This window comes from Parvimonas parva (assembly GCF_016552165.1).
Taxonomy (GTDB): domain Bacteria; phylum Bacillota; class Clostridia; order Tissierellales; family Peptoniphilaceae; genus Parvimonas; species Parvimonas parva.
This window is the reverse complement of record NZ_JACVDA010000031.1, coordinates 1-11,389: the sequence shown is the minus strand read 5'-3', so window position 1 is coordinate 11,389 and position 11,389 is coordinate 1. Positions and strand designations below refer to the sequence as shown.

General features: G+C 23.0%; 14 protein-coding genes. All 14 read left to right on the top strand.

All coding sequences use genetic code 11. The features are described 5' to 3' along the window. Nucleotides 1-158: 158 nt before the first annotated feature. The 14 genes from IBJ83_RS07980 to IBJ83_RS07915 all read left to right on the top strand — a co-directional run bounded on the left by IBJ83_RS07980 (nucleotide 159) and on the right by IBJ83_RS07915 (nucleotide 11,307). On the top strand, nucleotides 159-548 hold the full coding sequence (locus tag IBJ83_RS07980; RefSeq protein ID WP_201276037.1) for a hypothetical protein: 390 nt from the start codon (nucleotides 159-161) through the stop codon (nucleotides 546-548). Between the two features lies 1 nt (nucleotide 549). Beyond that, nucleotides 550-1,359 carry a ParA family protein gene (locus IBJ83_RS07975; RefSeq protein WP_231698919.1) on the top strand — a complete coding sequence of 270 codons (810 nt, stop codon included), beginning with the start codon at nucleotides 550-552 and terminating at the stop codon, nucleotides 1,357-1,359. Between the two features lies 1 nt (nucleotide 1,360). Beyond that, on the top strand, nucleotides 1,361-1,843 hold the full coding sequence (locus tag IBJ83_RS07970) for a hypothetical protein (protein ID WP_201276036.1): 483 nt from the start codon (nucleotides 1,361-1,363) through the stop codon (nucleotides 1,841-1,843). Nucleotides 1,844-1,974: 131 nt separating this feature from the next. Continuing rightward, nucleotides 1,975-2,394, top strand: a complete 420-nt coding sequence (locus IBJ83_RS07965; RefSeq protein WP_201276035.1) for a single-stranded DNA-binding protein — start codon at nucleotides 1,975-1,977, stop codon at nucleotides 2,392-2,394. 17 nt (nucleotides 2,395-2,411) lie between these two features. Next, entirely contained in the window at nucleotides 2,412-2,783 is a 372-nt protein-coding gene (locus IBJ83_RS07960; protein ID WP_201276034.1) for a hypothetical protein, read from the top strand. Nucleotides 2,784-2,801: 18 nt separating this feature from the next. After that, entirely contained in the window at nucleotides 2,802-3,698 is an 897-nt protein-coding gene (locus IBJ83_RS07955; RefSeq protein WP_201276033.1) for a VirB6/TrbL-like conjugal transfer protein, CD1112 family, read from the top strand. 4 nt (nucleotides 3,699-3,702) lie between these two features. Further along, nucleotides 3,703-4,080 carry a PrgI family protein gene (locus IBJ83_RS07950; protein ID WP_231698918.1) on the top strand — a complete coding sequence of 126 codons (378 nt, stop codon included), beginning with the start codon at nucleotides 3,703-3,705 and terminating at the stop codon, nucleotides 4,078-4,080. Further along, a complete protein-coding gene (locus tag IBJ83_RS07945) occupies nucleotides 4,073-6,433 on the top strand; it encodes a VirB4-like conjugal transfer ATPase, CD1110 family (RefSeq protein ID WP_231698917.1) in 2,361 nt (786 codons plus the stop codon). The genes IBJ83_RS07950 and IBJ83_RS07945 overlap by 8 nt, the downstream gene beginning before the upstream one ends. A 17-nt stretch (nucleotides 6,434-6,450) precedes the next feature. Continuing rightward, nucleotides 6,451-9,000 (top strand): C40 family peptidase, encoded by a 2,550-nt coding sequence (locus tag IBJ83_RS08460; protein ID WP_231698916.1) that lies wholly within the window; start codon nucleotides 6,451-6,453, stop codon nucleotides 8,998-9,000. Between the two features lie 15 nt (nucleotides 9,001-9,015). Beyond that, on the top strand, nucleotides 9,016-9,246 hold the full coding sequence (locus tag IBJ83_RS07935) for a hypothetical protein (RefSeq protein WP_201276032.1): 231 nt from the start codon (nucleotides 9,016-9,018) through the stop codon (nucleotides 9,244-9,246). Continuing rightward, on the top strand, nucleotides 9,236-9,997 hold the full coding sequence (locus tag IBJ83_RS07930) for a CD1107 family mobile element protein (RefSeq protein WP_201276031.1): 762 nt from the start codon (nucleotides 9,236-9,238) through the stop codon (nucleotides 9,995-9,997). Before IBJ83_RS07935 ends, IBJ83_RS07930 begins: the two co-directional genes overlap by 11 nt. 2 nt (nucleotides 9,998-9,999) lie before the next feature. After that, the gene (locus IBJ83_RS07925; protein WP_201276030.1) at nucleotides 10,000-10,617 is read left to right on the top strand and encodes a CD1107 family mobile element protein; all 618 of its coding nucleotides are present in this window, start codon (nucleotides 10,000-10,002) and stop codon (nucleotides 10,615-10,617) included. Nucleotides 10,618-10,744: 127 nt separating this feature from the next. Continuing rightward, entirely contained in the window at nucleotides 10,745-10,978 is a 234-nt protein-coding gene (locus IBJ83_RS07920) for an AbrB/MazE/SpoVT family DNA-binding domain-containing protein (RefSeq protein WP_201276029.1), read from the top strand. Beyond that, nucleotides 10,972-11,307: a type II toxin-antitoxin system PemK/MazF family toxin gene (locus IBJ83_RS07915; RefSeq protein ID WP_201276028.1), complete on the top strand. Its 336-nt coding sequence runs from the start codon at nucleotides 10,972-10,974 to the stop codon at nucleotides 11,305-11,307. Before IBJ83_RS07920 ends, IBJ83_RS07915 begins: the two co-directional genes overlap by 7 nt. The last annotated feature ends 82 nt before the right edge of the window (nucleotides 11,308-11,389 follow it).

The window sequence follows — 11,389 nt, the reverse complement described above, 5'->3', positions numbered from 1 at the left end:
ATCCTAAAAAAATATTCAATTACAAAACGCCTAGAGAATTATTTTTATGTGGCTAATTTATTCTTGCAATTTAGGGAAATTTATTTACAAATAAAAATTACTAAAAAACTATAAGATTTTTGCATAATTATACAAATATTATGTATAAGGAGGATAAAATGAAAAAATTAAAATTAAAAGTTTTTAATAAAATTACTAAAGAATATGTTACTAAGATGGAAAAAAAGAATGAAAAATTAATTTTTGATGTTTTTGAAAATAGATTTAAAGTGTTAGATTTAAAAAACTTTGATTTATATGAAATAGATGGAGAGATATATGATTATGAGTTTTTTGAATATACAGGACAAGACGATTTTTATGGAAATGAAATTTATGATAATGATGAAATAATATTTTCAGAAGAAGAAATAAATGGAAGAATAGTTTATATAAATGAATCATCATCTTTTGAAATATCAGTTATTGATGATGATAAATTCTCATATACAGAAGCATTAATTGAAGAAGATTACAAAGTTATTAAAGATTTAGAGAGAGGAGAATAATATGAAAATAGTATCATTTTCTGCATTAAAAGGCGGAGTTGGAAAAACAACAATTTTATATAATTTTGGAGAATATTTATCTAAATATAATAAGGTTTTATTAATAGATACAGACCATCAATGTTCTTTATCATCATTATATGGCTTTTATGATGAAGATAAATATGGATTTAATATGAAAACATCATTTATAAACATTTTTGAAAAAAATAAAAAAGTTGTAATCCATACGATAAAGGAAAATTTAGATATTATATATAGTTCTTTAAATTTAGATGATATTGAAGGCAGACTACAAACTATAGATTCAAAAAATTATTTTCTTTGGGATTATATAGACGGAAATTTTTCAGATTTTGAAAAATATGATTATATATTAATAGATTGTCATCCTGATTTTGGAACAATAACTAAAAATGCAATAGCAGTAAGTGATTATATTATATCTCTAATTGAACCAAGTGAGTTTGGATATGAAAATAGAAATATTTTTCCAACTAAATTTGATATGTGGAAAAATGATAGGTCTAATATAGATAGAAGAACTAAAAAATCATTAATAAAAGCAAAAATGTTATTTATAGCAAATATGATAAAGCATAATACTACATCCAGTAATGATTTATTAAATGCAATACAAGATGATGATTTAGTTATAAGTATAATACCACATAAAGAGATAATAAATAAAACAACCCTTTTAAAAAAACCAGTTAATGAATATGATGATGAAACAGTAAAGAATTTAAATTTAGACTTTATTTTTAAAGAATTTGATAATTTAAAAGCATATATTGATAGGGATGAGTAAGATGTATAAATATTACAAAAATATAGATTTACAACAATTAATAAAGTTGTTTTTCATAGAAAAAGATTTACATGAAATAAGAAAAGAAAAAAGAAAAAATTTAGAAAAAAAATTAGCCTATAACAATAAAAAATTAAAAAATTTGCAAAAAATTTTGTCAAGACTTTTAAGAAAAAAATTAAAGAGTGATATTGAAATAAAAGATATAATTTTAGAAAAAAAATTAACTATAAGAGAAAATTTTAAGATAGAGGAAGAATTATATTTGCTTAAAAATATTTATTCAGAAGAAGAATATACTAAATTTAAAAAAATTTTTGATTCATATTCTGATATAGAAAAATCTATTTTAGAAGATTATTATTTAAAACAAAAAACAATAAAATATTTAAATGTAAAATACTACTATGAAAAAAGAGAAATAAAAAAAACAATTAAGAATTTTTCAGAAATTGTAGCAAATATATTTAAATTAAAAGAATAAATAAGTAAACACTTTTAAAAGAGTTTACACAAAATAAAAAGCAAAAGTGTAAAAATGTACAAAAATTGTTAATTATAAGTTTTTTTTTATGATATAAATAAATTATAAAAAAAATTAAAGGAGGAAATACAATGAATATTAACATTGTAACAATGGTTGGAAATTTAACTAAAGACCCGGTTGTTGTAGAAACAGAAAATGGTATAAAAGTTCAATTTTCAATAGCTGTTAATGAAAGAATCAAAGAAAAAGATAGAATAACATATCTATCTTGTATAGCCTATGGTAAATTAGCTGAGAATATTGGTGAATTTATGAAAAAAGGATATGAAATTGGTGTTATTGGAAAACTTAGAGATTATGTTGTAACACTAGATGATGGAACAGCTTATAGGAGATTTTATTTGCTTGTAAATTCTGTTAGTTTCGGAAATAACAAGTTAAAAGAATTTAAAGAAGTTGATAGGGATGATGAAAGTGTTCTTCTTGTTAAAAAAGATTTACTAGAAGATGATTTTGTAGAAGAAATTGAAGATGAAGAAGAATTTTAAATTGGAGGGAAAAAACATTGGAAAATAATAAAATAACAATTAAAAGAAAAAGTAAATTTAAAAAATATAAAGATAAATTTGGAGTAGTATTAGCTAATACATTAGCTTTTACATTTATGTTAAATAAAAGTGTATTTGCAGATATAGATTCTGGAGAAGTAACTAATGCAGTTGGAAAAGTAATAACAGGATTGTCATCTCTTTTATACATTGGGGCAATCTTAATGGGAATATATGGAGTTTATGCCTATTCAAAAGCCAATAGAGAGCAAGACCCTCATGCAAAATCTAAAGCAATGGGATTTATTGAAGGAGCATTAGGAATAGGACTTTCCGGTTATTTGTTATCAAGTGTATTAAAACCGTTAATTTCAAATCTATTTAGTTAGATAGATAGGAAGTAAATTATGGGATGGTTTGTAGAAGCACTTGATAAATGGGTTACATCTTTTTTAGTAGAAATAACAGCAAAACTATTATCAATGTTAGCTTATATTATGAATGCTATTACAGGTTCAGCTATAGATTCCCTTAAACTTATGCCTAAAGAATGGAACGAAGAGTTATATACATTAGTAAAAAATGTTCATGGAAATGTAATAGTTCCTTTAGCAGTTTTAGTTTTAGCTTTTTTAATGACAAAAGAATTAATTGATTCTTTTTTAGAACATAATAATATGAAAACAATGCAAGATGAATATTTATTTAAATGGTTATTTAGAATAATCATTGCATTATTTTTCATAAGCAAATCTTTTGAAATAATAAATGGAATTTTAATTTTAAGTAAAATTTTTATAAATAATACCCATTTAAAACAAGAAAATATAGATTTTGCTATAAAGAATATAGCTGAATGGAAAAAGCAAGTAGCTAATAATTTATCAACAGGAACAGCTTTTATATTAATGTTAGGAACAACAATATGTTCTGTTTTATCAATAACAAAACTTATAAAAATATTAATAGCAGTATTTAAAAGAATGTTTGATATGCTATTTTTATTATGTTTTGGTGCTATACCAATGTCTTTAATTACAAGTTCAAAATATGAATCGCAAACTTGGAATTTTTTAAGAAAAGTTTTTGCGGTTTGCTTACAAGTTGCGATTTTTTTGCTCTTAATAAAAATGTTAAATGTAGTTTGGAATAGTTTTATTTTAACTGATTTTACAAAAGCAGAAATAACATATCAAGGAATAATTTTAAGTTTATTAAAGATGGTTGCTTATATAAGTTGTATATCTTTAGCTTTTGATAAAGTTGAAGATATTTCAGAACAATTTTTAGGAATAAGGGGGTAGTTAGATGAAAATAGTGGCAGTACCAAAAGATTTAAGAGAAATTGAAGATAGTTTTTTTAAGAATCTAACGAAGAAACAATTAGTTCATCTTATTGTAGCTACACCAGTTTTATTTTCTACTTATGCAGTTTCAAAGATATTTATTGATGATATATTTATATCTTCAGTCCTTGCTTTTTTAAGTGTAGTTCCAATATTTGCAAATTTATTTTACAAAAAAGATGGAATGAATCTAGCTGAACTTTTAAAATATAGATATTTGCAAGAAAATAAAAACAAAAAAATTAGATTTTTAAATTACAAAAATTTATATGAAATTTTACCAAGTGATAAAGAATTAGAAAAATATAAAAATACTGAAATGGAGAAAATAAATGTTTAAGATATTGAAAGATTTTAATTCCAAACCTAAAGTAACAACTTTAGATACAATACAATATAATATTATGAAAAAGAATGGAATTTGTCAAATAGATAACACTCATTTTTCTAAAACATTAAAATTTTCGGATATTAACTATCTTTTAGCAAAAGAAGAAGATAAAGAGACAATTTTTAAATTATATTGTAATTTTTTAAACTCTTTTAATGAAGATACAGAAATTCAATTTAGTTTTGTTAATAGAAAAAATGAAGGTTTAAATGACGGAAAAGATTTTGAGCATATAAAAAAAGAAAAAACTGATGGATATGAATATTTAAGAGAAGAATATTTTAATATGCTTAAAAATCAGAAAACAAAAGGAAATAATGGAATTGAAAAAAGCAAATATATTACTTTTACTGTAGAAGAAAAAGATTTAGAAACAGCAATAAAAAGGTTGGAAAAAGTAGAAATTAATATAGCAAATAATTATAAGAAATTAGGAGTAAAAACAGAAAAATTAGATGGAAGAGATAGATTGAGATTATTTCATTCTTTAATTAATTCAGAAAAAGAATTTAATTTAGATGAAGAATGGAAATTAGTAAAAGAACAAGGAGTTCCTACAAAGGCCATAATTTCTCCAAGTTATATGAATTTTTCATCAAAACAATTTATTGAAATGGATAAGAAATTTTATCAAACAGTTTACTTATCTATAGATTCATCTGAATTATCAGATACATTATTATCAGATATTTTAGACATAGAAGACAATATAGTTGTAACTTTTTCAATAAAAGCAATAGATAGAAAAGAATCCTTAAAATTTATTCATAACAAAGATACAACTATAAAGCAAAAGAAAGTAGATTACCAACAAAAAGCTTATCAAAATGGCTTTTCACAAGATGTTTTACCAGCAAAGTTAGAAATCTTTGAAAAAGAAACAGATGGTTTATTGTATGATTTACAGTATGGAAACGAAAAAATGTTTTTAGTAACGATACTAATATCGTTTGAAGCTGAAAGTGAAAAAGAATTAGATACAAAAAAAGAAAATATAAAAGAAATTTTAAATAAATATTTTTGCAGTATGACAAATCTTTCATATAGACAGGAGCAAGCTTTAAATACAATTTTACCTATTGGAAAAAATAAAATAGAAATGGATAGAATGCTAACTACAAGTTCACTTGCAATATTTATTCCTTTTTTAACACAAGAGCTTTTTCAAAGTTCAAACAAGAGTTTATATTATGGGCTTAATGCTTTATCTAATAATATGATAATGTGTGATAGAACGTTATTAAAAAATCCTAATGGATTAGTTTTAGGAACACCGGGTTCAGGAAAATCATTTAGTGCTAAAAGAGAAATGATAAATGCAGTTTTGATTACAGAAGATGACGTAGTAATATGCGACCCAGAATCTGAATATGGAGATTTAGTTAAAGCTTTTGGAGGACAAACGATAAAAATAAGTCCTGTATCTAAAGAATATATAAACCCATTAGATATAGATATAACAGGAGAAGAAGACCCACTACCATTAAAATCGGACTTTATTTTATCTTTATTTGAACTTGTAACTAGTAATAATAATAGTAATTCTGTTGGATTAAGTGCAGCTGAAATATCAATAATAGATAGGTGTCTACCTAAATTGTATAAAAAATATTTTGAAAATCCGGTTCCAGAAAATATGCCTATTTTATCTGATTTATATATGCTCTTAAAAGAGCAAGGAGATATAGGAGAAAATTTAGCTACAGAAATGGAAATTTATGTAAAAGGTTCTTTAAATATATTCAATCATAGGTCAAATATAAATATCAAAAATAGATTAATTTCTTTTGATATAAAAGAGATAGGGAAACAACTTCAAAAAATAGGAATGCTGATAATATATGACGCAGTTTGGAATAGAGTTAGTAAAAATAGACATGCTGGAAAGACAACAAGGTATTATATAGATGAATTTCACTTACTATTAAATAACAAGCAAACAGCTCAGTATTCAGTAGAAATGTGGAAAAGATTTAGAAAATGGGGTGGTATTCCAACTGGAATTACACAAAATGTAAAAGACCTATTAAAATCAAAAGAAATAGAAAATATATTTGATAATACAGACTTCATCTATCTTTTAAATCAAAGTGGAGGAGACAAAGAAGAACTAGCAAGAAGACTTAATATTTCAGAACATCAATTATCTTATATAACAGATTCAGGTCAAGGGGAAGGATTAATAAAATATAACGAATTAATTTTACCATTTAGAGATGATTTCCCAAAAGATACAAAACTTTATAAACTTATGACTACTAATTTTAACGATTTGAATAATTCAAAATATAGAAGAAATTAAAACTTAGGAGGTTGTCTATGAGTGAAAAACGAACATTACAAAGAAACTCAAATAAATATATAAATAAAACTCAAGTAGAAAATAGTAAAATAAATAGACAAAATTCAAGTGTATTAATAAAAAATTCAAATAAAAAAATATTAAAAAGTAAAGAATTTAGGAGTTTAAAAAGTAATAGACTTAGAACTTTAAAAAATTTTGACTCAAATAACAAATTAAAATTAGAAGAAAACAGTATAAGAACAAAAGTTAAATCAAATTTAGAAACAAAAAAATCTTTTAAAAGTGAAAGAAAAAATATTAGAAAAAATAATAATAAACTTTTGAATAATAGAAGGAGAAGTATAAAAAATTTAAAAAATTTTAGTAAAAATCAAAAATTTTACTATACTTCTTCAGTTTCTTCCACTAATGATTTAAATAAAGATGTTCAAAGAGATTTAAAAAATGATTTTAATAGATTCAAGTCAATAAAAAGTGCTACCTCTAAACTAGAAAATAGAAGAAATTTAAAGATAAATAGAAAAAAACTAAAAGAAAGAAAAATAGAACATAAGAAAAATAAAAAAGTTTTAAAGAAAAAGTATAAAGAAGAAAAGAAAGAACTAAAAAATGAAATTTATAATAACTTAAAAAATAAATCTAATTATTCTTTATATAATAAAGCTAAAGTTGAAACTACTTTTAGAAAAGAAAGAGGATTAGCACATATAAGAAATGCTAAAGATAATACCATAAGAACTATAAAAAAACCAGTGGTATTATCTAAAAATATAGCAAATAAAACGACAAGAACTTTAAAAGGGACAAAAAAATTTTTAAAAGATAGGAAATTTAGAAAAAAGAAACTTAAAGATTTTAAAAATAGTACAAAAAAAGGAATAAAAAATTTCTTTAAAAATATTTTTAAAAAATCAAAAGAAGGGTTTATTAATCTAAATAAGTATATAGCGAGAAATTTAATAAAATATGTATTAATAGTTATGCTTCCGGTGATACTTTTATTTTCTTGCTTTAATGGAGGAACAGCTTTATCATCTACCTCTTATACAACACATGATGAATCAGCTTTAGAAATAGTAGATTATTTTAAAAAAAAAGAACTAGAGTTACAGTTAAAAGTTGAAAAAAATGAAATACAAAAATATAAGAAGGGAGATAAAGGAAAGTATGATGATGAAGATTTAGAAATAGAATCTGTTAATTATAATATTGCTCCGATAGGACATATTCCTGAAGAACTTTTAGCCTATTTAACCTTAATTCATAAACAGAAAAGTTTTGATTTTAAAGAAAAAGAATTAGATGAAATCTTTGAAAGAATGTATAAGTATTATGATGAATTAAAACTTAGAAAATTTGAATATATTAAAGAAGTTGAAGTAGAAGATGGAGAAGGAAATAAAGTAAAAAGACAAACTAAAGCTTTTAAATTTTTTGGAACATATAATGTGAACTTATCAAAAAAGGATTTTAGTTTTCTAATTTCAGAAGATTTTAGCAATGAAGCAGAGTGGACAAAAGGTGCAAACTTTGAAGACGTTATGAAAATGTTTAATGAAATTGTAAATAATAGAGGAAGTTGGCAAATATTAGTTTCTCCTTTTAAAGACCAAACTTGGTTATCAAGAAATCCAGAAATGCAAGGATATTATATAAAAGATAAGCAAATAAAATATAGAGATTATGAAGACACATATTTTTATTTAGACTGTAAAAAAGGAGAAGATATTTATACATTAAATGGTTTTGATTATTCTTCAACAAAGGTAAACTATTATGAAAATAAAAGAGATGGAATTTTAGAATTAATAATAGATGATACAACAAAAATATATTTAAAAGGTGTAGAAGCAACTGTTCAAAATGGAGAAGTTGTAAGAAATATTTCTAAAGAAGATGAAAAGACAAAAAAGCCAATAAAACAAAGAGCTAAAATTGGTAAAGCTTCAGGAGAAAAAATAGGAATAATAATAAAAAAAGAAAATATAAATCCAAAAACAGGTAAAAAATTTGGATGGTTTTCAACAAAATCAAGTGAATTATATGTAAATCCTTATATGTATTTGTCTTTATCTGAAAAAGAAAAAGATAAATATCAAGAGTATGTTTTAAAAACAAAAGGAGAAGGAGAATATCATTTAAATGGCTCAGCACAAAATGTACCTAGTTTAAAAATAGATAATGAAACAGTAAAAAAAATAGTCCAAGAAGCGAATAAACATCTCGGGAAAAGATATGTATTTGGAGCTAATGGACCAGCTAATTTTGACTGTTCATCATTTGTTTGTTGGGTTTATACACATGCTGGTGTGAAAAAAATGCCTAGAACAACAGCCTGGTTAATATACAAAAATTATTGTAATCCCGTTTCACCAAGTGAAGCAAAGGCTGGTGATATTATATTTTTTAAAAATACTTATAATTCAGGAGAACCAATATCTCATGTTGGAATTTATGTAGGAAATGGATATATGATTCATGCCGGAGATCCTATCCAGTATTCAAGGATTGATACACCGTACTGGAAACAGCACTTTTATAGTTTTGGCAGACCTAAGCAATAGAAAACAGGAGGAAACATGGCTAAATTAAAAACAGATGATTTAATAAATAAAAAATTAATAAAAATTGAAAAAGAAATAGAAATTAAACAAAAAAAAATAAAGGAAGAAAGTGAAGCGATAGAATTACTTAAATCTGAAAAAACTGAAATCTTAGTTAATTTTCTTCTAGAAAAAGATTTATCATTATCTAAAATTTTAGAAATGATAAAAAATTTAGATGAAAAGGAGAATTTTTATGAAAATTAAAAAAATATTTCTTCTATTATTAACATTTTTTATATTTTCAAATACTAAAATAAATGCTTTAGAAATGGAGTTGGATGAAGTTAAACCAGTAATTACAGAAGATAAAAAAAGTGAAAATAAATTAGTTGAAAAACCTATTGTAGAAGAAAAGAAAGAAGATAAGAGAACATCTTTAGACTTTGTTAAAGATTCAAAAGTAATAGATGAAAAAAACGAAAATATAAATTCAACTATTACAAATGGTTCTAATTTACCTAAATTACCTTTAAACTTAGAGCCTACTAAGAAAACAGATAGCACAATAAGTTTAAAATCAAGTGTTGATGAAAATGAAAATAAAGTAGTGCCTAAAGAAAAAATACAGTTTCTACCTATAGAAACTAAGAATGGAATAAAATTCAATATAATAATTGATTATACAAAATCAAATAAAAATGTAAAATTTTTAACCGAATCAACAGAAACTGATATGTTAAATATAATTTCACAAAAGGAAAAAATTGAGTTAGAAAAGAAAAAGCAAGAAGAAGAAAAAATTAAAGAAGAAAAAGAAAAAGAACGAGAAGCAGAAGATAAAAAATTGTTAGAAGAAAAAACAAAAAAAGAAAAATCAAAGAGTAAAAAAATTACTATTATTAAATTAATAATCATATCAATAGTTTTAGTTGTTTTAGGTATAGTAGGAAAAGTATTTTATCCTAAATTTAAAGATAAAATATCTAATAAAAATAGATTTTCAGAAGGAGATTAGAAATGAAAAAAAATAAATATTCATTAAAAATACTTTTAATTTTTGTTCTTGCGTTGTTTGTATTTAGTCCATCTAAAAATATTTTTGCACAAACTGAAATAACATTGGAAGAAAACAAAGATAATAACGAACAGAAAAAATTAAATATAAATAAAAAAGATGAAAATTCTTCTGAGTCTGATAAAAACAAACAGGAAGAAAAGAAAAAAGAAACTACAAAAGATAGTAGTTCAGAAAAAGATATAGTACAAAACAGACAGTTTATAACATTAGAAGCTGAAACAGGAAAAGAATTTGTATTAGTTGTAGATTACTATAAAAATAAAAAAGAAGTAAAATTTCTTACTGAATTAAATGAAGATGATTTAAAGACCTTAATAAAAGTTCAAAATGCAGAAAGTAATTTTTCTTCAAAATTAAAAGAAAGTAAAGAAAATACTGAAGAAACAACTAAAAAAACTGAAGAAAAGAAAGAAACTACAAAAGACAATAAAACTGAAGAAAAGAAGAAAACATCAAAATCAAAAGATAAGCCAAATATATTAAGTTATATAGTATTAGTTGTTTTACTAGCCTCATTAGGAGTAGTAATATATTTTAAAAAATTTAAAAAGAATTAATAATTATAAAAAATGTACCCTGAAAATTAAATATTTCTCATAAATTTTAATAAAAACCTTGACAAAGTTATTATTTTGGTTTATACTATGTATAAACTAATAAAAATATAAATTTTGGAGGTTTATTATGAATACTATTTTATCAAAATGGGGAAATAGTCAAGGAATAAGAATTTCTAAAGAAATTTTAGAAGAATTAGGTTTTAAATTAGGAGATGAATTAAAATTATCTACTCAAAATAAAGTTTTAAAAATAGAGAAATCTGTTAAAAATATAAAAGACTTATTTTTAGATTATGAAGAAAATTACGAATTAGAATCTATTGATTGGGGAGAAAGTATTGGAAAAGAGGTATGGTAAATCAAGGAGATATAATAAAGATTAATTTTAATCCAAATAAAGGACATGAACAGGCTGGATATAGACCGGTTTTAGTGGTGAGCAATAATTTTTTTAATGAAAAAACAAAACTTGCAATAGTTTGTCCTATTACTAATACAATAAAAGACTTTCCTTTGCATATTAATTTAAAAAATACTAAAACAACTGGAACAATTTTATGTGAACATATTAGGACTTTAGATATTGAAGAAAGAGGATACAAAAAAATTGAAAAAGTTTCAGAAGATATTTTAAAAAAAGTTTTGGAATTAATATCTTATGAAATTCAATTAGAAAGTGAAATATAAAAAATAAAATAATTGTCTAATACTAAATTGAACGGATAAAAAAATAGAAAAAGGTATATTTAGAAAAGAAAGAGAGGGATTG

Excerpts from the sequence above, each read along its gene's own strand:
- IBJ83_RS07980 (WP_201276037.1), top strand. The coding sequence starts at position 159 with ATGAAAAAATTAAAATTAAAAGTTTTTAATAAAATTACTAAAGAATAT.
- IBJ83_RS08460 (WP_231698916.1), top strand. The coding sequence starts at position 6,451 with ATGAGTGAAAAACGAACATTACAAAGAAACTCAAATAAATATATAAAT.
- IBJ83_RS07935 (WP_201276032.1), top strand. The coding sequence starts at position 9,016 with ATGGCTAAATTAAAAACAGATGATTTAATAAATAAAAAATTAATAAAA.
- IBJ83_RS07915 (WP_201276028.1), top strand. The coding sequence starts at position 10,972 with ATGGTAAATCAAGGAGATATAATAAAGATTAATTTTAATCCAAATAAA.
- IBJ83_RS07920 (WP_201276029.1), top strand. The coding sequence starts at position 10,745 with ATGAATACTATTTTATCAAAATGGGGAAATAGTCAAGGAATAAGAATT.
- IBJ83_RS07970 (WP_201276036.1), top strand. The coding sequence starts at position 1,361 with ATGTATAAATATTACAAAAATATAGATTTACAACAATTAATAAAGTTG.
- IBJ83_RS07975 (WP_231698919.1), top strand. The coding sequence starts at position 550 with ATGAAAATAGTATCATTTTCTGCATTAAAAGGCGGAGTTGGAAAAACA.
- IBJ83_RS07925 (WP_201276030.1), top strand. The coding sequence starts at position 10,000 with ATGAAAAAAAATAAATATTCATTAAAAATACTTTTAATTTTTGTTCTT.
- IBJ83_RS07930 (WP_201276031.1), top strand. The coding sequence starts at position 9,236 with ATGAAAATTAAAAAAATATTTCTTCTATTATTAACATTTTTTATATTT.
- IBJ83_RS07945 (WP_231698917.1), top strand. The coding sequence starts at position 4,073 with ATGTTTAAGATATTGAAAGATTTTAATTCCAAACCTAAAGTAACAACT.
- IBJ83_RS07950 (WP_231698918.1), top strand. The coding sequence starts at position 3,703 with ATGAAAATAGTGGCAGTACCAAAAGATTTAAGAGAAATTGAAGATAGT.
- IBJ83_RS07955 (WP_201276033.1), top strand. The coding sequence starts at position 2,802 with ATGGGATGGTTTGTAGAAGCACTTGATAAATGGGTTACATCTTTTTTA.
- IBJ83_RS07965 (WP_201276035.1), top strand. The coding sequence starts at position 1,975 with ATGAATATTAACATTGTAACAATGGTTGGAAATTTAACTAAAGACCCG.